This window comes from Kribbella sp. NBC_01505, assembly GCF_045040285.1.
Taxonomy (GTDB): domain Bacteria; phylum Actinomycetota; class Actinomycetes; order Propionibacteriales; family Kribbellaceae; genus Kribbella.
In genome coordinates this window covers 8,578,329-8,596,714 of record NZ_CP109425.1, presented here as the reverse complement: position 1 = coordinate 8,596,714, position 18,386 = coordinate 8,578,329, and the positions used below count along the sequence as shown (strand labels likewise).

General features: G+C 68.5%; 18 protein-coding genes. 13 read left to right on the top strand and 5 right to left on the bottom strand.

Annotated features, from left to right (window positions below):
- On the top strand, window positions 1-1,479 hold the full coding sequence (locus tag OG474_RS40410) for a MinD/ParA family protein (protein ID WP_405058947.1): 1,479 nt from the start codon (window positions 1-3) through the stop codon (window positions 1,477-1,479).
- Between the two features lie 111 nt (window positions 1,480-1,590).
- Window positions 1,591-2,148, top strand: a complete 558-nt coding sequence (locus OG474_RS40405) for a Rieske (2Fe-2S) protein (RefSeq protein ID WP_405058946.1) — start codon at window positions 1,591-1,593, stop codon at window positions 2,146-2,148.
- 48 nt (window positions 2,149-2,196) lie between these two features.
- Here the strand turns inward: OG474_RS40405 and OG474_RS40400 are convergent, their stop codons facing one another.
- Together OG474_RS40400 and OG474_RS40395 are read right to left on the bottom strand one after the other, a co-directional pair.
- On the bottom strand, window positions 2,197-3,414 hold the full coding sequence (locus OG474_RS40400; protein ID WP_405058945.1) for a S8 family serine peptidase: 1,218 nt from the start codon (window positions 3,412-3,414) through the stop codon (window positions 2,197-2,199).
- Window positions 3,415-3,574: 160 nt separating this feature from the next.
- Window positions 3,575-4,030 (bottom strand): DUF6194 family protein, encoded by a 456-nt coding sequence (locus OG474_RS40395; RefSeq protein WP_405058944.1) that lies wholly within the window; start codon window positions 4,028-4,030, stop codon window positions 3,575-3,577.
- Between the two features lie 82 nt (window positions 4,031-4,112).
- Here OG474_RS40395 and uvrC point away from each other — a divergent pair, with 82 nt between their 5' ends.
- Genes uvrC through yvcK form a run of 3 tightly spaced genes read left to right on the top strand, consistent with a single transcriptional unit; the run spans window position 4,113 to window position 8,016 of the window.
- Window positions 4,113-6,140: an excinuclease ABC subunit UvrC gene (gene uvrC, locus OG474_RS40390; RefSeq protein ID WP_405058943.1), complete on the top strand. Its 2,028-nt coding sequence runs from the start codon at window positions 4,113-4,115 to the stop codon at window positions 6,138-6,140.
- Window positions 6,140-7,006 (top strand): RNase adapter RapZ, encoded by an 867-nt coding sequence (gene rapZ, locus OG474_RS40385; RefSeq protein ID WP_405058942.1) that lies wholly within the window; start codon window positions 6,140-6,142, stop codon window positions 7,004-7,006. The genes uvrC and rapZ overlap by 1 nt, the downstream gene beginning before the upstream one ends.
- Window positions 7,007-7,047: 41 nt before the next feature.
- The gene (gene yvcK, locus OG474_RS40380) at window positions 7,048-8,016 is read left to right on the top strand and encodes a uridine diphosphate-N-acetylglucosamine-binding protein YvcK (protein ID WP_405064664.1); all 969 of its coding nucleotides are present in this window, start codon (window positions 7,048-7,050) and stop codon (window positions 8,014-8,016) included.
- On the opposite strand, the gene OG474_RS40375 is transcribed toward yvcK, so the two are convergent.
- Both OG474_RS40375 and OG474_RS40370 read right to left on the bottom strand, forming a co-directional pair.
- Window positions 8,013-9,413 (bottom strand): hypothetical protein, encoded by a 1,401-nt coding sequence (locus tag OG474_RS40375; RefSeq protein WP_405058941.1) that lies wholly within the window; start codon window positions 9,411-9,413, stop codon window positions 8,013-8,015. The genes yvcK and OG474_RS40375 overlap by 4 nt on opposite strands.
- Window positions 9,410-9,916 carry a SigE family RNA polymerase sigma factor gene (locus OG474_RS40370; RefSeq protein WP_405058940.1) on the bottom strand — a complete coding sequence of 169 codons (507 nt, stop codon included), beginning with the start codon at window positions 9,914-9,916 and terminating at the stop codon, window positions 9,410-9,412. Before OG474_RS40370 ends, OG474_RS40375 begins: the two co-directional genes overlap by 4 nt.
- 152 nt (window positions 9,917-10,068) lie before the next feature.
- On the opposite strand from OG474_RS40370, the gene whiA reads away from it, so the two are divergent.
- Window positions 10,069-11,052, top strand: a complete 984-nt coding sequence (gene whiA, locus OG474_RS40365; RefSeq protein ID WP_391544461.1) for a DNA-binding protein WhiA — start codon at window positions 10,069-10,071, stop codon at window positions 11,050-11,052.
- 3 nt (window positions 11,053-11,055) lie between these two features.
- Here whiA and OG474_RS40360 read toward each other — a convergent pair whose 3' ends face one another.
- Window positions 11,056-11,721 carry a TetR/AcrR family transcriptional regulator gene (locus tag OG474_RS40360; protein ID WP_405058939.1) on the bottom strand — a complete coding sequence of 222 codons (666 nt, stop codon included), beginning with the start codon at window positions 11,719-11,721 and terminating at the stop codon, window positions 11,056-11,058.
- A gap of 92 nt (window positions 11,722-11,813) precedes the next feature.
- On the opposite strand from OG474_RS40360, the gene OG474_RS40355 reads away from it, so the two are divergent.
- The 7 genes from OG474_RS40355 (at window position 11,814) to OG474_RS40325 (ending at window position 17,469) form a co-directional block, all read left to right on the top strand.
- The gene (locus OG474_RS40355; RefSeq protein ID WP_405058938.1) at window positions 11,814-12,581 is read left to right on the top strand and encodes a DUF4386 domain-containing protein; all 768 of its coding nucleotides are present in this window, start codon (window positions 11,814-11,816) and stop codon (window positions 12,579-12,581) included.
- A gap of 103 nt (window positions 12,582-12,684) precedes the next feature.
- Window positions 12,685-13,689 carry a type I glyceraldehyde-3-phosphate dehydrogenase gene (gene gap, locus OG474_RS40350; protein WP_405058937.1) on the top strand — a complete coding sequence of 335 codons (1,005 nt, stop codon included), beginning with the start codon at window positions 12,685-12,687 and terminating at the stop codon, window positions 13,687-13,689.
- 101 nt (window positions 13,690-13,790) lie between these two features.
- Window positions 13,791-14,984, top strand: a complete 1,194-nt coding sequence (locus OG474_RS40345) for a phosphoglycerate kinase (RefSeq protein ID WP_405058936.1) — start codon at window positions 13,791-13,793, stop codon at window positions 14,982-14,984.
- A gap of 4 nt (window positions 14,985-14,988) precedes the next feature.
- Entirely contained in the window at window positions 14,989-15,795 is an 807-nt protein-coding gene (gene tpiA / locus OG474_RS40340) for a triose-phosphate isomerase (RefSeq protein WP_405058935.1), read from the top strand.
- Window positions 15,792-16,025 carry a preprotein translocase subunit SecG gene (secG, locus tag OG474_RS40335; RefSeq protein WP_132403979.1) on the top strand — a complete coding sequence of 78 codons (234 nt, stop codon included), beginning with the start codon at window positions 15,792-15,794 and terminating at the stop codon, window positions 16,023-16,025. The genes tpiA and secG overlap by 4 nt, the downstream gene beginning before the upstream one ends.
- 14 nt (window positions 16,026-16,039) lie before the next feature.
- On the top strand, window positions 16,040-16,399 hold the full coding sequence (locus OG474_RS40330) for an RNA polymerase-binding protein RbpA (RefSeq protein WP_405058934.1): 360 nt from the start codon (window positions 16,040-16,042) through the stop codon (window positions 16,397-16,399).
- Window positions 16,400-16,488: 89 nt separating this feature from the next.
- The gene (locus OG474_RS40325) at window positions 16,489-17,469 is read left to right on the top strand and encodes an SMP-30/gluconolactonase/LRE family protein (RefSeq protein WP_405058933.1); all 981 of its coding nucleotides are present in this window, start codon (window positions 16,489-16,491) and stop codon (window positions 17,467-17,469) included.
- The last annotated feature ends 917 nt before the right edge of the window (window positions 17,470-18,386 follow it).

Here is an 18,386-nt window from a genome sequence, read left to right as displayed (position 1 = left end):
ATGACTGAATCTGACTGGCAGGGTGACATGCTGCGCCGGATGGCGGCGGAGCAGTCACCGGCCGAAGAGCCGTCCCGCCCCGACACTCCGCCGCCGGCCGACCAGCCGGTAGCGGAGGAGCCGCCCGCTCCGCCTGCGCCCGGGCCCGCTTCCGGGCCCCCGCCTGAGCAGCAGCCGCCGTGGCCCTGGCCTACGCCGGACCAGCAGCCGCCGCCTGCCCAGCAGCAGTACACCCAGCAGCCGTATCCCGAGCAGCAGTACCCGCCGCAGCAGGCGCCGTACCAGCAGCCGGGGTACCCGCCGCAGCAGTACCCACAGCAGGGGTACCCGCCGCCACCTCCTCCGCCTCCGTACCAGCAGCCGCCGCAGTACGGGCAGGTCCCGCCGGTGGAGCCGCCGCCGTACCCAGTGCCCGAGTACCCGGCCCAGTACCCGCCGCAGCAATACCCGCCTGCCCAGCAGCAACCGCCGTACCCGCCGCAGCAGTATCCGCCGCAGCAGGGGTACCCGGAGCAGCAGCCGTACCAGCAGCCCTATGCGGATCCGCAGTACCAGCAGCAGCCCCCGCCGTACCACCAGCAGCATCCGGGGCAGGCGCCGTACCAGCAGGCCCCGCCACAGCAGCAGCCGAACACCGGCTGGGGCCCGCCACCACAGACCGACCAGCCCGGTACGCCGGCGAACGCCGGGGAAGGCGACTCGGTGTTCCGGCGCTTCCGGCGGTTCGCCTCCGAAGCGGCGTACCTGGTCGGCGCCTCGGGCCGCATGCAGCGCGACGTGGACAACATCGCCACCATCCGCCGCCCGATCGCGATCATGCGCCGGGTCGGCGTCCTCAGCCCGGTCACCAACTCCGGTACGTCGACTGTGAGCGCCCTGCTCGCGATGATGCTGGCCAGCCAGCGCTCGGACCGGGTCGTCGCCATCGACGCGGATCCCGGCGGCGCCGAACTGTCCCGCCGCCTGGAGTTCAACGTAGGCGCCGGTCCGATCGAGCGTGTCAGTCTCGTCCGCAGCGAAGGCACCGCCGACGCAGTACGTCGATCACTCGCTGAGGCCCAGAGCCAAGGCGCACGTGATGTCGGGCTCGCCGTCGTCGACTGCCCAGGCAGCATGTACGACGAGGTCAGCATGGAGATGGCCTCCTCGGCGCACTGCATCGTGCTGGTCGTTCCGTCTGTGCAGCACCTGGCGAACTACTGCCTCCAGCAGCTCGACCAGCTGACACCGGACGGCCAGAACGTGCTGCTGACCCGCGGCGTACTGGTGATCACGATGGTGGAGCGGGCGGAGCCAAGCACGGTCGACTGGCTGATCGAGGCGTTCCGCCAGCGCGGTCTCGAGCCGCTGGTCCTCCCGCACGACGCGCATATCGCCCAAGCCTGGCCGCTGCGCTCCGAGGAGGTGCAGGACGAGACCCGCCGATCCGTCCTGGATCTGTCGGCCCGAGTGGTCCAGACCGTCACCGGTGCCACCTAAAAGTCTCAAACTGCGGTTCAATCGAGCAGTGGATTGAACCATCCGGACCGCCCACCCGTTTGTCAGAGCATTCAACTATTTCTGCCGGCAAGCTCTTGGAGGTCCAGATTCATGAGCGATGACACGATGGCACCACCCACCTCGCAACCAGGCGCGGAACCAGACGGCCTGTTGCGCGACCGGAGGTCGGTGCTCCGCTGCGCGGCGATCGCCGCGATGGTGGGTGCCAGCGCCCCGATCCTCGCCGCGTGCGGTAGCGGCGACAGCACCACCGGAGCAGGTCCGACGACCGGCTCCAGCTCCGGGCCGACGAGTGCACCGACCACTGCACCCAGCAGCAGTGCACCCACGACGGGCGGCAGCTCGAGCGCTCCGAGCGGCAAGGTGCTTGGAGCGGTGTCCGACGTACCGGTCGGTGGCGGCAAGGTGTTCGCCGACGCCAAGGTCGTCGTGACACAGCCGACCGCGGGCCAGTTCAAGGGCTTCTCCGCGGTCTGCACGCACCAGGGCAACCCCATCGGCTCGGTGGAGGGCGGTCAGATCATCTGCCCGTTCCACCAGAGCCACTTCAGCATCACCGACGGCTCTCCGGTCAGCGGACCGGCGCAGACGCCACTGCCCGCGGTCAACGTCGCGGTCAGCGGCACGAACGTCGTACAGACGGCCTGACCCACGAAAGGCCCGGCCACTCGGCCGGGCCCCTTCGGGGGAGTGCTGCTACTGCTGAGCCGGATCCACCTTGCCGGCGAAGAGCAGCTTGTTCGGCGAGCCGGTGCCGGGGTCGCCGACCTTGTCCGGTGTGGATGCACCGACGAGTGCGGTGGCCACATCAGCAGGCTTGGCGTCCGGGTGGTCAGCCAGGTAGAGCGCGATCGCACCAGCCACATGCGGCGTGGCCATCGACGTACCGCTCATCTTCGCGGTCGAGTCCGGCCCGGTGATCCCGACCGACACCACGTCCACGCCCGGACCGAACAGGTCGACGCACTTGCCCCAGTTCGAGAACGACGCCTTGTGGTCCTCGTCGTCGGTCGCGCCGACGGTGATCGCGCTCGCTTCGCGCGCCGGTGACGAAGTGCAGGCATCCGCGCTTTCGTTGCCAGCGGCAACGGCATAGGTGATGCCGGCATCGACCGACGCCTTCACCGCCGCGTCCAGCGCGTCGTCGTTCGGGCCGCCGAGGCTCATGTTCGCGACTGCGGGCTTCTTCGCGTTCTTGGTCACCCAGTCGATCCCGGCCACCACGGTCTCGGTCGTGCCGGAGCCCTTGCAGTCGAGGACGCGGACCCCGAAGATCTTCGCGCTCTTCGCGACGCCGAACGTCGTACCGGCGATGGTGCCGGACACGTGGCTGCCGTGGCCCATGCAGTCGACGCCGTTCTGCCCGTCGCCGACGGTGTCGGTGCCGACCGAGGCACGGTCACCGAAGTCCTTGTGGGCCGCGTAGATCCCGGTGTCGATCACGTAGACGTTGACCTTGTCCGCGGGCGAGGTCGGGTCATACTTCTTGTCGAGCGGCAGGTCCCGCTGGTCGATCCGGTCCAGACCCCACGGCGGGTCGTCCTGGTTCGCCGTGAACTTCTGGTTCTGCTGCACGAACGCGACCCGCTTGTCGCCGGCGATCTTCTTCGCCTGCTCCTCGCTCATGTTCGCCGAGAAACCCTTGATCGACGCGTCGTACTGGTCACGGACCTTCACGTCGTACGTGCTGGACAGGCTCTGGTTGGTCGCGCGGGTCTCGCCCTGGCTGCGCTGGCCGGCCAGCACGACGATGTAGCTGCCGGGAACGGCGGTCGGGCTGCCCGCGCCGCGGATCGCGACACCGGTCTGCTCCGGTTGCGCCGCCGTACTGGTGGTGGCGATGCCGGTCACGGCGAGCGCTGCTGCGGCGAGCGCACCCAGTGCGACGCGTGGTCTGATGAGCTTCAGGGACATGGGCGGAAACTCCCTCGAGTCGACGCAAGGCCTTGTTGCCTCACGCAAAGGACCTGCGCATCTACCCTGTGTCACAGGTTACGCACCGCGCGCATCCCAGCTGGGGGTCAACTTCGCCTTATGACCGAACCCGCAACACGACCGCCGACCAATCGCAAGGTCACTGGGGGAGGCGGCTTTGGTGGTTGGCGTATTTGCGGGCGGCGAACTCGTAGGCCTCGGTGATCAGGGGGAGGAGCGGGTCGAGGGCGGTCGGGTTGACGATCGCGACCCAGTGCTGGGAGGCGTAGAAGGGGTGCGGCATCAGGGTGTCGCGGGCGGCGTAGTCGTGGCCGGAGGTGAGCACCCAGTCGGCGTCGCGCTCGGTCGGCGGTGTGCCGAAGAGACTCGTGTACGTCGCCTTGGTCAGGCCGAGGTTGAGCCGCCAGGAGCCGGGTTCGTCCAGCCGGGAGACCCGCTCGTAGTGGTCGCGGGTGACAATGGTCGCGAAGGGTTGCTGCCGCTCCGGTGGGAGGTCGGCGGCCGGGTCGTAGAGGTGGAACAGGTCGCCCTGGGCCTCGAGCACCCGCACCCCGTCGTACCGGCGGATCAGCCGATCGAGTTCGTCAACAGTCATGCCTTCAAGTCTGTCATTGAACTGGCAATGGAGACTTCGGCAGAATTCCGGTTTTGTCGGCGGGCCGAACTAGGGTTGTCGAGTGGCTGATCCAGCGTCCTACCGACCCGCCCCTGGGTCGATCCCTGACTCGCCCGGTGTCTATCGCTTCAGCGACTCCGCCGGGCGGGTGATCTACGTCGGCAAGGCGAAGAACCTGCGGGCGCGACTCTCGTCGTACTTCCAGGACCTGGTCAACCTGCATCCGCGCACGCAGGCGATGGTGACCACCGCGGCGAAGGTCGAGTGGACCGTCGTCGGCACCGAGGTCGAGTCGCTGCAGCTGGAGTATTCCTGGATCAAGGAGTACGACCCGCGCTTCAACGTGAAGTATCGCGACGACAAGTCCTATCCCTGGCTCGCGATCACCCTCGACGAGGACTACCCGCGGGTGATGGTCGGCCGCGGCCAGAAGAAGAAGGGCATCCGGTACTTCGGCCCCTACAGTCACGCCTGGGCGATCCGGGAGACCGTCGACCTGCTGCTCCGGGTGTTCCCGATGCGCTCGTGCAGCAAGGGCGTGTTCAACCGGCACCGCCAGATGGGCCGGCCCTGCCTGCTCGGTTACATCGGCAAGTGCGCCGCCCCCTGCACCGGTCAGGTGACGCAGGAGGAGCACCGCCAGATCGTCGACGACTTCTCCGCCTTCCTGTCCGGCCAGACCGCGACGTACGTGCGGAGGCTGCAGCAGGAGATGAAGGCCGCGGCTGCCGAGCTGGAGTATGAGCGGGCTGCCAAGATCCGCGACGACCTGGCCGCGCTCGACAAGGCGCTGGCGAAGAACGCGGTCGTCCTCGGCGACGGCACCGACACCGACGTGATCGCGCTCAGCGAGGACCCGCTCGAGGTGGCCGTCCAGATCTTCTACGTCCGCGGCGGCCGCATCCGCGGTGAGCGCGGCTGGATCGCCGACAAGGCCGACGGTACGGCGACCACCGGCGACCTCGTCTCCCGGTTCATCCAGCAGACGTACGCCGGTGACGCGGGCGACGCGATCCCGCGCGAGATCCTGGTTCCGACGATCCCCGACGACGTCGACGCACTGACCGAGTGGCTGGAGGAGACGCGCGGGACGCGGGTCGCGATCCGGGTGCCGCAGCGCGGTGACAAGAAGGCGCTGATGGAGACGGTCGAGCGCAACGCGCTGCAGACGCTCACCATGCACAAGACCAAGCGGGCCAGCGATCTGACCACCCGCAACCAGGCGCTGGAGGAGATCCAGGCCGGGCTCGACCTGGCCGAGGCGCCGCTGCGGATGGAGTGCTACGACGTCTCGAACCTGCAAGGCACCGAGGTGGTCGCCTCGATGGTGGTGTTCGAGGACGGCCTGCCCCGCAAGAGCGAGTATCGGCGGTTCGTCATCAAGGAGGTCGAGGGGCAGAACGACGTGGCCTCGATCGCCGAGGTGCTGACCCGGCGGTTCAAGCGGATGATCGAGGACCGCAAGGACATTCCGGCGGGGGAGGACCCGACGGCGTATCTGGTGGATCCCGAAACCGGGCGGGCGAAGAAGTTCGCCTACACACCGGGCCTGGTCGTGGTCGACGGCGGTCCGCCGCAGGTCGCGGCCGCGCGGCAGGCGCTCGACGAGCTGGGGCTCGGCGACATCCCGATCTGCGGTCTGGCCAAGCGGCTCGAAGAGGTCTGGGTGCCGGACGAAGAGGATCCGGTGATCTTCTCCCGGACCTCCGAGGGGCTCTACCTGCTGCAGCGGCTGCGCGACGAGGCGCACCGGTTCGCCATCACCCACCACCGCAACCGGCGATCGAAGTCGATGGTCGAGAGCGTGCTCGACGACGTGGCAGGGCTGGGGGAGGTGCGGCGCAAGACGCTGCTGAGGCATTTCGGGTCGCTGAAGAAGTTGCGGCAGGCCACGGTCGACGAGGTGGCCGAGCTGCCCGGATTCGGGCGCCGTACGGCGGAGTCCGTCGTACTGGCGGTGAACGCTGCCGCAACGACGGCCGAAACCGGCCGGGCGCCGTCGGTGAACACGGCAACAGGCGAGATACTGGATGACGACGTCCCGGTGGCCGGGGCGGCCAACGGGGATCCAGGGAGAACTGAGAACTGATGGACGACACGAACGGCAACCTGATCATCGTGACCGGGATGTCCGGCGCGGGGCGGAGCTCGGTTGCGGACGTGCTGGAGGACCTCGGCTGGTTCGTGGTCGACAACCTGCCGCCGATCTTCCTGACCACCATGGTCGAGCAGACCATCGACACCGGGACGCAGCCGCGGCTCGCGGTCGTCGTCGACGTCCGGACCGGGATGTTCTTCGACGAGCTCAGTAACGCGCTGCACGATCTGCGGGTGAAGGGCTACCGGCCGCTGACGCTGTTCCTGGAGGCCTCGGACGACGTCATCGTCCGCCGGCAGGAAGGCGTGCGCCGGCCGCACCCGCTGCAGGGCGAGGGCCGGTTGCTGACCGGGATCCAGCGCGAGCGCGAGCTGCTCGGCGACATCCGGGCCGGCGCCGACCTGGTCATCGACACCTCGAACATGAACGTCCACCAGCTCGCCGCGAAGATCGTGAACGCCTTCGGCGACGAGGAGAACGCCGAGCTGCGGGCGACCGTGGTGTCGTTCGGCTTCAAGTACGGCATCCCGGTGGACGCCGACGTGGTCGCCGACATGCGCTTCATCCCGAACCCGTACTGGCAGCCCGACCTGCGCCCGATGACGGGGCAGGACAAGCCTGTGTCAGACTTCGTGCTCGGCCATCCGCTGGCCCAGCAGTTCCTGCAGAACTACTCGGACGTGCTGGACACCCTGCGGACCGGCTACCTGAACGAGGGCAAGCGCTTCGTCACCGTCGCGATCGGCTGCACCGGGGGTAAGCACCGCAGCGTCGCGATGTCCGAGGAGATCGCCCGCCGACTGCGCGAGAAGGGTTCACCGACCTTGGTCGTCCACCGGGATCTGGGGCGGGAGTGACGAGGGATCCTTGGGAGAGTCCTGCCCGCGGAGAGCGCGGGCTGGAGGACCCGGGAGGGCGACCGCCAGGCACCCGAAGTCCCCGGGTCGTCGCTCTGGGCGGAGGACACGGCTTGGCCGCCTCTCTGTCCGCCCTTCGTCATGTCACCGATCACCTGACCGCGATCGTGACCGTCGCCGACAACGGCGGCTCCTCCGGCCGGCTGCGGCGCGAGCTGGGGGTGCTGCCGCCGGGTGACCTGCGGATGGCGCTGGCCGCTCTGTGCCGTGACGACGAGTGGGGCCGCACCTGGGCCGACGTGCTGCAGCATCGCTTCCGCAGCAACGGAGAGCTGCACGACCACGCGGTCGGCAACCTCCTGATCGTGGCGCTGTGGGAGCTGCTCGGCGAGGCCGTCGAAGGCCTCGACTGGGTCGGCCGGCTGCTCGGCGCCCAAGGCCGCGTGCTGCCGATGTCCGCCGTACCGCTCGACATCACCGCCCGCGTGATCGGTCTCGATCCGGAGCACCCGGAGCGGCTGACCGAGATCCGCGGCCAGGCCGAGGTCGCGACCACTGATGGTCACGTCGTCGACGTCGCGCTCGACCCGGCCGATCCGCCGGCTTGTCCCGAGGCTCTGGTGGCCATCGCGGAGGCCGACTGGGTCGTGGTCGGCCCGGGCTCATGGTTCACCTCGGTCATTCCCAACCTGCTCGTCCCCGCGCTCTGCCGCGGCCTCGAGCAGACCAGCGCCCGCCGCCTGCTGACGCTGAATCTGGGCGAGCAGAAGGGCGAGACCGACGGCTTCTCACCCGAGACCCACCTCGAGGTCCTGGCCGCCCACGCCCCCGACCTACGCATCGACGTAGTCCTCGCCGACGAAGGCCACGTCCCGGACCCCGACTCACTCCGCCGTACAGCCCACTCCCTAGGCGCCGACCTGGTCATCGCCGACATCGCCGATGACGACCAGCACCTCCACCACGCCCCCGACAAACTCACCAAGGTCTACCGCGAACTGCTGGTCTAGCTGGCGTCGACCTCGTGCTTGGCGTCGTACACCTGCTTGCCTTGGGCGTCGAAGCCGCGGATCCGGACGTTCTTGATGTCGGAGGTGCCGCCGGTCAGTCCCCAGATGAAGTAGCCGTTCTGGATCAGGGCCTTGGTCGGCCCTGTCTTCGGGAGATCGACGACGATCTGTGCCACGCCGTCCGGCACCTGACCCCAGTTGAGGTCGACCCCGAACTTGCCGGTGGCCGGTACGGCGTCGCGGCCGTAGTCGTAGCCGGTCCCGCCGGACAGGCTGCACCAGGCGACGACGTTCTCGCCGGGTGACACCAGCAGGGCGGACACGTCGGTCCCTGTCCCGGTCTTCAGGACGACCTTCCAGGCCGGCGAGAGCTTTCCGGCGTCGTACGGACGTTTGTCCTCTCCGAGATGGGGCGAGCTCTTGAGGTACGCCTCGTCCGGCACCTTGCAGCGGGTCCGGATCGACTCGTCGCTCACCACGCTGACTGGTGGGGTCGCGGCGAGCGGCTTGCCGGTCTCGGGGTCCTTGGTCACCTCGACCTGCACCGGTGGGACGTTCGCCGCCTTGATCTTCACCTCCGGACCGGGGTCCTTGGGCAGCTGCGGCTTGGTGTACTTCCAGCTGTAGAGCTGCTTGCCGCCGGCGTCATACGCCCGGATGCCCTCGATCGCCGGCGCCGAGGCGTAGATGTCGCTCTGATAGGGGTAGCCGAAGGTGTAGAACCCGTCAGAGCCCACGAGTGCTTGCCGAGGGACGGCCTCCTTCGCGAAATCCGCCAGCACATACGCGACGCCTAGGGCCGGGATCTGCACGTTTCCAGCGACGGCAGGCGTTCGCTGGTCGCCACTTGCCTTGCCCGGATAGTCCGCCCGCAGGCCGCTGGTGTTCATCCGCTGCCACGTAACCGACCCCTTCTTGGCAGTGCAGACGGCGACAACCGAACGGTCCGGGTCGGTGAGCAGGGCCAGCAGGCGGTTCTGGTCGCCGGTCTTGGTGACCACCTTCCACCGGCTGTCCACCGGGTTCTCCTGTTTGTGGGGGCTCTCGGCCGGGAGGATCGGTGCACAGCGGCTGAGCACCGCGGCGTCGGACAGCCGGCTGACCGGTGGCGGGGCTTTCGGGGTGTGGCCGGTGCCGTCGTCGACCACCAAGCCGTCCTTGATGGTGATGCCGGCGCTGCTCGCAGGCTCGGTGCCTTGCTTGTCGAAGGTGTTCGACCAGGCAGTGACACCGCCGAGGATCGCCGTGGTGGTCAGCGCCGCGGTGCAGCCGACGGCGATCCGCGATCGGCGGACCGAGCGGCGGCCGCGGGTCAGGATGGCGTCGATGTCGGTGTGCAGTGGCTGGTCGCTGTCATCGGCGGCGGTGTTCAGCAGGCGTTCGATGTCGTTGCTCACAAGGCGCTCCTTTCGGTCTGGACGAGTAGTTCGCGAAGGCGGTCGAGTCCGCGGGAGGTCTGGCTCTTGACGCCGCCCTGCCCGACGCCGAGGACTTCGGCGGTCTCTTCGACGCTGAGGTCGTTGTAGTAGCGCAGGACGACGCAGGCGCGTTGGCTGGGCGGCAGTTGCGCAAGGGCCCGGACGACCATCAGCCGGTCGGCGACCGGCCCGCCGATGTCGGGCAGCACCTGTCCTGGTTCCGCGGCGTCGTCCAGGTGTTCGCGGCGCCACGGTCTGCGGGCCTGGTCCAGGACGGAGGTGACCACAGCCCGGTGCGCGTAGGTGCGGATCCCTTCGCGGCGTTCGAGTCGGCCCCACTTGCGGTACAGCTTGACCAGGGCGTCCTGGGCGGCATCCTCCGCGCGATGCCAGTCACCACACATCAAGTACGCCGTACGGCGTAGTGGCCGGATCATCGTCGCGGCGAACTCGCTGAACTCGGCTTTGTCTCGTGCTCTCATGCCCCTCCTCGCGAACTTGTCGGGGAAGGAACGCGACCCATCCGGGGTTGGGTTGCAGTGGAGCCGTAACGCGGATCGCCTGGGCGGAGTTGGACGTTCTGCCGCGGGGCTCGGTGGCGAGGGTCTTTGACAACGGTGGGAGGATGCCTTCTATGGCGATGACAGCACAGGTGAAGTCCGAGTTGACCAGCATCCAGGTCACGAAACCCTGTTGCCGCAAGGCCGAGGTCTCGTCGGTACTGCGTTTCGCGGGCGGCCTGCACCTGGTCTCCGGCCGGATCGTCGTGGAGGCCGAGCTGGACAGCGGAGCGGCCGCGCGCCGGCTGCGCAAGGACATCGCCGAGATCTTCGGGCACCCGTCGGACGTCGTGGTCATCTCCCCGTCCGGAATCCGGAAGCAGACCAAGTACGTCGTTCGCGTGGTTCGCGACGGGGATGCGCTGGCCCGCCAGACCGGGCTGGTCGACAACCGTGGCCGGCCGGTCCGTGGCCTGCCGCCGGCGGTTGTGTCCGGTGCTTCGTGTGATGCGGTGGCCGCGTGGCGTGGTGCGTTCCTGGCCCACGGTTCGCTGACCGAGCCGGGACGTTCTTCCTCGCTCGAGGTGACCTGCCCGGGTCCGGAGGCGGCGCTCGCGCTGGTTGGTGCGGCCCGTCGGCTCGGCATCGGTTCCAAGGCTCGCGAGGTGCGCAACGTCGACCGCGTGGTGATCCGCGACGGTGACGCGATCGGTGCCCTGCTGACCCGCCTGGGCGCGCATGAGTCCGTGCTGGCCTGGGAAGAGCGCCGGATGCGTCGCGAGGTCCGCGCCACGGCCAACAGGCTGGCGAACTTCGACGACGCGAACCTGCGCCGTTCCGCTCGCGCTGCAGTCGCGGCCGGAGCGCGGGTCGAGCGGGCGCTCGAGATCCTGGGCGACGACGTACCGGATCACTTGCAGATCGCCGGCAAGCTGCGCCTCGAGCACAAGCAGGCAAGCCTTGAGGAGCTCGGCCAGCTGCACGAGCCGGCCCTGACCAAGGACGCGGTGGCCGGCCGGATCCGTCGCCTGCTGGCGATGGCCGACAAGCGCGCCAGCGACCTCGGCATCCCGAACACCGAGGCCAACCTCACCCCGGAGATGCTCGACCCGGCGTAGTCGCTAGGGACGGGGGCTGACGCCGTCGAGGAGACGGTTGAGCCCCCACAGATACTGCTCGGTCGAGATGTAGCCGGCCATGATCGGTACGGCCGCTGCCGACCGGGGAAAGACGTCCGGCGGGATCTGGTCGAAGACCCGCCGGCGGTCGGCGATGCGCTCGGCCTCGGACGGTAGGGGACCGGGCTCAGGCTCGTCCGCGACCTCCAACGCGATCGAGCCGAGCACGTAGACGATCAGCAGGTACGTCGCCCGCGCCGCCTCGTCCGGTTGCAGACCGCCCGCGAGCAGCACGTCCAGGAGCTGCTCGCCGAGTGCGGTGGCGCGTGGGCCGTCCATCGGGCCGCTCATCAGCAGGGCCGCGGCGCCGGGGTGCGCCACCATCCGGGTGCGGAGGTCGGTGGCGAGCGCCTCGACCCGCTCCCGCCAGTCGCGGGCGGGATCTGCGAAGACCCCGTGGTCCGACGCGCCCAGTAACCGCTCGACGAGCGCCCGGTTCACGGCCGCCTTGTCGGCGAAGTAGGTGTAGACGGCGTTCGGCGCGACGCCGACCCTCGCGGCGATCCCACGGATCGAAGCCGCGGCCGGCCCGCCTTCGTCGAGCAGTGCCAGCGCCGCATCGAGCACCTCGTCCTCGTTCAACGCCCGCCGCCTCCCCACCGGTGCCATCCGTCGCCTCCCTCTTGACTCGTTACTGGACACCGTACATTATTTGGACACCGTACAGATTCTGTACGCCGTACAAATTCTGAGGGGGCATCATGATCCGCCGCGTCACCGGCACCTTGTTCATCCTCGCCGTGCTCGCCTTCGGGGCGACCGCGAGCATCCTGTCCGCGACCTTCGACTGGCCGGACATCCTGCGCGAACCCGCCGACGTCGTCCTCCCGGCCTTCACCGCAGGCGGCACCGGCCTGATCTGGACGTGGTTCGCCGTCGCGTGGACCTACGCCCTGCTCGCCGTACCCATCCTGCTGCTGCCGCAGGCGCTCGGCCGCCGCAACGATCCACTCGTCCGGACCGCCACCTGGGTCGGTGCCGCGTCGGTCCTGCTGTCGCTGATCGGCTTCCTGCGCTGGGTTTTCGTCGTACCGCCACTAGCTCGTGCGTACGCCGAAGGCGACCCCGCCGTCGCGGCCGCGTGGACCGCGCAACACCTGTACGGCGGTGCGCTGCTTGGTGAACACCTCGGCCAGCTCCTGGCGATCATGTGGGGGATCGGCATCTCGATCGCCCTGTTCCGCGGGCACCGCCGGCTCGCCGTCGCCGGTTTCCTGGCCAACGTGCTCTACCTGACCAACCAGGGCGACATCCTCGCGACAGCCGTACCGGGCTTTCCGGTCTGGGATCTGGGTGGCCTGCTGGGCAGCAGCGCCTGGGGCCTGTGGATGATCGCCCTCGGCGTCAGCCTCGTTCTCCCCTTGAGCGACGGCACCAGGGGGTCGACTGGTATTCATCCGGAGGTCCGGCCGGGTTCCCGGCCGGTTCGCACGGTTGTCTGGTCTGGTCCGGAGGACACCGCCGTGTGACGGTGGTCTGCTGTGGATAGCACCAGTTGGCCGAGTGGGCGGTTGGGCTAATGTTCGGGGTGAAGAGCAGTGCTGGAACGCTAGTTCGAGGAGACGTAGTCCCGTGACCGTACGCGTAGGTATCAACGGCTTCGGCCGGATCGGCCGTAACTTCTTCCGCGCCGTGCAGGCGTCCGGTGCCGACATCGAGGTCGTCGCCGTCAACGACTTGACCGACAACCAGACGCTGGCCCACCTGCTCAAGTACGACTCGATCCTGGGCCGTTTCCCCGGTGAGGTCTCCGCCACCGACACCGACATCTCGGTCGGCGACCACACCTTCAAGGCCTTCGCCGAGCGCGACCCGGCGAACCTGAAGTGGTCGGACGTCGGCGCCGACGTCGTGATCGAGTCGACCGGCTTCTTCACCGACGCCACCAAGGCCAAGACGCACGCCGACAACGGCGCCAAGAAGGTCATCATCTCCGCCCCGGCGAAGAACGAGGACCTGACGATCGTGATGGGCGTCAACCACGAGCTGTACGACGCCGAGAAGCACACCGTCATCTCGAACGCGTCCTGCACGACGAACTGCCTCGCCCCGATGGCCAAGGCCATCCACGACGAGTTCGTCATCCAGCAGGGCCTGATGACCACGGTCCACGCCTACACCCAGGACCAGAACCTGCAGGACGGCCCGCACAGCGACCTGCGTCGCGCCCGCGCCGCCGCGATCAACGTCGTACCGACCTCGACCGGTGCCGCCAAGGCGATCGGCCTGGTCATGCCGGAGCTCAAGGGCAAGCTCGACGGCTACGCGCTGCGCGTCCCGATCCCGACCGGCTCGGCCACCGACCTGACCGTCAACGTCGGCCGTGAGACCACCGCCGAAGAGGTCAACGCCGTCGTCAAGGCCGCGGCCGAGGGTGCGCTCAAGGGCTACCTGCGCTACACCGAGGACCCGATCGTGTCGAGCGACATCGTCACCGACCCGGCCTCCTGCATCTTCGACGCCGGCCTGACCAAGGTCCTGGGCAACCAGGTCAAGGTCGTCGGCTGGTACGACAACGAGTGGGGCTACTCCAACCGCCTCGTCGACCTCGTCACGTACGTCGGCAAGTCCCTCTGACGTTTCTTCCCAGCATGCGCTCGAGGGTGACCCTGGTGTCCTCCTTCGGGCGCATGCCTGTTTCGTAGACAGGAACCCCTGAACCGTGCTGAGGAGTTTAAATGAGGCGAATTGACGACCTCGGAGATGTCGCGGGCCTGCGCGTCCTCGTGCGCTCCGACCTGAACGTACCGATCAAGAACGACGTGATCGGCGACGACGGCCGGATCCGCGCCTCACTGCCGACCCTGGTGAAGCTGGCCAAGGCCGGCGCCAAGGTGATCGTGACCGCACACCTCGGCCGCCCCAAGGGTGAGCCGAACCCGGCCTACACGCTGGCCCCGGTCGCGAAGCGGCTGAGCGAGCTGCTGCAGGACGAGGGCATCACCGTGCACTTCGCGGCCGATGTCACCGGCGACGCGGCCCAGACCGCCGTACAGGACCTGGACGAGGGTGAGGTCCTGCTGCTTGAGAACGTGCGGTACGACCCGCGCGAGGAGAGCAAGGACGAGGCGCAGCGCGACCAGCTGGCCGACGAGCTCGCGGCCCTGGCCGACGTGTTCGTCAGCGACGGCTTCGGAGTCGTGCACCGCAAGCAGGCCAGCGTGTACGACGTCGCCCGCAAGCTGCCGCACGCCGCCGGTGGCCTCGTGCTGGCCGAGGTCGAGGTACTGAAGAAGCTGACCGAGGAGCCGGCCCGCCCGTACGTCGTCGTGCTCGGCGGCGCCAAGGTGTCGGACAAGCTCGCGGTGATCGACAACCTGCTGGCCAAGGCCGACAAGCTGCTGATCGGCGGCGGGATGGTCTTCACCTTCCTGAAGGCGCAGGGCCACGAGGTCGGCAAGAGCCTCCTCGAGGAGGACCAGCTGGACATCGTCCGCGGCTACCTGAAGGAGGCCGGCGACAAGATCGTGCTGCCGACCGACATCGTGGTGGCGCCGGAGTTCAAGGCCGACTCGCCCGCGACCGTCGTCGCGGCGGACGCGATCCCGGCCGACCAGCTCGGCCTGGACATCGGCCCGGACTCGGCCAAGGCGTTCGCAGCCGAGGTGGCCGCGGCCAGGACGGTGTTCTGGAACGGCCCGATGGGCGTCTTCGAGATGGCGGCGTTCGCGGGTGGAACCAAGGCCGTCGCGCAGGCGTTGACCGAGGTGACTGGCCTGAGTGTCGTCGGTGGCGGTGACTCCGCGGCCGCTGTGCGACAGCTAGGCTTCGCCGACGATGCGTTCGGCCACATCTCGACCGGTGGCGGCGCATCCCTCGAGTACCTGGAGGGCAAGGAGCTCCCGGGACTCGCCGTACTGGAAGAGGACTGACGAGATGGCAGAAGCTGCCCGTACGCCCCTGATGGCGGGCAACTGGAAGATGAACCTCAACCACGTTGAGGCCGTCCACCTGTTGCAGAAGCTGTCGTGGACGCTGCAGGACAAGAAGCACGACTTCGCGCGCGTCGAGGTGGCGGTCCTGCCGCCGTTCACCGACATCCGCAGCGTGCAGACGCTGGTCGACGGTGACCGGATGAAGATCAAGTACGGCGCCCAGGACGTGTCGACCAAGGACGCCGGCGCCTACACCGGTGAGATCTCGGCGGCGATGCTGAGCAAGCTCGGCTGCAGCTACGTGCTGACCGGCCACTCGGAGCGCCGGCAGTACCACGGCGAGGACGACGCGCTGGTCAACGCCAAGACCGCCAAGGCGCTCGAGGCGGGCCTGATCCCGATCGTGTGTGTCGGTGAAGGCTTGGAGATCCGCAAGGCGAACGGCCACGTGGACCACTGCCTGACCCAGGTCGACGCCGGGCTGGCGGGCCTGAAGCAGGACGACGTCCGCAAGCTCGTGATCGCCTACGAGCCGGTCTGGGCGATCGGCACCGGCGAGGTGGCGACCCCCGAGGACGCGCAGGAGGTCATCTCGGCCATCCGGGCGCGGATCGAGGAGACGATTTCACCCTCGGTCGCCGACTCGGTACGGATTCTTTACGGCGGATCGGTGAAGATGGCCAGCGCAGGTGGCATCATGGCCCAACCGGATGTCGACGGCTGTCTTGTTGGGGGTGCGAGCCTCCAGGTGGACGAGTTCGCCGGCATCTGCCGTTACCTGGACCTTCAGTTAGGCTACTCCTCGTGATCCTCGCTTTCTCTATCGTCGTGCTCATCTGCAGCCTCATCCTCACGCTGCTCGTGCTGCTGCACAAAGGCCGTGGTGGCGGCCTGTCCGACCTCTTCGGTGGGGGAGTGTCGTCCAGCCTGGGCGGCTCCTCGGTCGCCGAACGGAACCTGGACCGCATCACGATCGGCGTCGGCCTGATCTGGTTCGCCTCCATCGTCGCGCTCGGCCTGCTCTACAAAATCGGCTGAGGGGGTAGGGACCCGTGGCTGGTGGTGGTAGTGCTATTCGTGGCAGCCGGGTCGGTGCCGGCCCGATGGGCGAGGCGGAGCGCGGTGACACCGCGCCCCGCCAGCGCGTCGTCTTCTTCTGTGCCAACGGGCACGAGACGGCGACCGTCTTCGCTGTCGAGGCTGCTGTCCCGGAGGCGTGGGACTGTCCGCGGTGCGGTCTGCCGACCAGCACCGATGTGAACAACCCCCCGCCGCCGACGAAGATCGAGCCCTACAAGACCCACCTGGCCTATGTGAAGGAGCGGCGCTCCGAGCAGGAGGCGGCCGAGATCCTCGAAGAGGCCCTGGAGAAGCTTCGCGCGCGGCGTGCCCGCGGCGAAGTCATCTTCTGATCCACCGTCGTGCAACCCGGACCGGCCACGTGGCCGGTCCGGGTTGTCGCGTTGTGTGCCTGGGTTCTGACTCCTTGTAGAGTCTGCGCATGAAGGCTTCGATCGCTCCCGTCCGCTGGACTCCGCCGCCCGCCGACCCGGTCCGCCATCCCTCGGCACTCGAGGTCACGACGGTCGCCGTGCCGGGGCACGGGCCGGAAGACACCCTGATCGACGAGGACGGCAGCGTGCTGACCGGCGTCGCGGACGGCCGCATCCTGCGCGTCTCCGCCGACGGTACGGCGATCAGCACGCTCGCGGACACTGGAGGCCGGCCCCTCGGTCTGGAGTATCTGCCCGACGGCAAGGTGCTGGTCTGCGACGCCAACCGCGGCCTGCTCACGCTCGACAAGGACGGGCGCGTGGCAACGCTGCTGGCCGAGATCGAGGGCCGCCCGATGCGCTTCTGCAACAACGCCGCCGTCGCCGCTGACGGCACGATCTACTTCAGCGACTCGTCCACCCGCTTCGGCGTCGACAACTGGAAGGGCGACCTGCTGGAGCACTCCGCCACCGGCAGCGTCTACCGCCTCACCCCCGACGGCACACTCACCCGCCTCGCCGGCGACCGAGCCTTCCCGAACGGCGTAGCCCTCAGCGCCGACGACCAAACCCTCTACTGGGCCGAGACCGCGACCTACGCGGTCTACACACTCGACCTCAGTACGCCGGACGCGCAGCCCGGCGTACTCGCCCGTGTCCCGGGTCTGCCCGACAACATCTCCCGCGGCTCCGACGGCCTCATCTGGGTCACCATCGGCTCACCCCGCAACGCGCTCCTGGATCTGCTTCTCCCGAAGCCAGCCATCCTCCGCAAACTCGTCTGGGCCCTCCCCGACGCCCTCCAACCCAAGCCCGCCGACATCATCGAGCTCCAGGCCTACGACGAGTCCGGCGCTCTCGTCCACGACCTCCGCGGCAAACACCCCGACTTCCGCATGCCCACCGGCGTCCGCGAACTCAACGGCCAAGTCTGGCTAGCCAGCATCGGCACCACCACCCTTGCCACCTTCCCAACCCCCACCCGCTAACAGCCACCCCCTCCCTAACGTCCGATGAACCGGAGTGCCCTGTCTCTGATCGTTCGGACGTTAGATGCTGCGCTGCGGTAGCGTCCGATGAACTGGGGTGCCCCGTCTCCGATCGTTCGGACGTTAGCCATTAGGTATTCGTGGATCTCCCGTTTCGAGGTGGTCAACCAGTACGGTGTGCGCGGTGGCTGGGCACTTCGGCTGGTCAGGAACCCCGCGCTCCTGAAGGTGCTCGTCCCGTCCGGCCGCTCGGATTCGGCCGGTGGGGTAGGCGGTGGCTGGTCGCCGCTGCGGCCGGTTTTACTGAAGCGGTGTGGCTGGGGTGGTCTGGGGCTGGGCGGGATGGTTCGGTCGGCGACCGAGGTTCGACGTTGTCTGTGGCTGACGGGCTGTGGTTGCCGCCGACGATCAGGAGGCTTGGTAGCTGACCCGTCGCGGTGGTTGCTGCCGCCAGGATCAGCAGGCTGAGATGACCCGGCCGCGAGTGAACCCGCCGTACGAGGTCGACCTGCTGGGACGTCGAGTGTGGGGAGTGGCGGAAATCGCGGTCCGGCGGCACGCTTCTTACACTCGGGTGCTGATTGCACGGTTGCGCCACTCGCGGCGGCCGTGATTGTCGGGCCGGGGAGCGAAGCACCCCCGAAAACGACCGACAACGCTCCCCAACCCCACCTTCCCCAGCGACCGGAAGCGCGCGCACCATCCCCCTCAGCCAGAGACCCGCTCAGCCACGCGCTTCACTGTCAATCGGCCGCAGCGGCGAGCAACCACCGCGTTCGGGCCCGCCGTTTCGGATCGGCGAGGAGCACGACGTAACCCCACGGACCCCGGTACGACGTTGAGCACGGATCAGTCACCTGGCCGGCCCAAAAATGGGTGCTCAAAGCGAACCGGCCCGGCCTTGAGGACCCACCAGC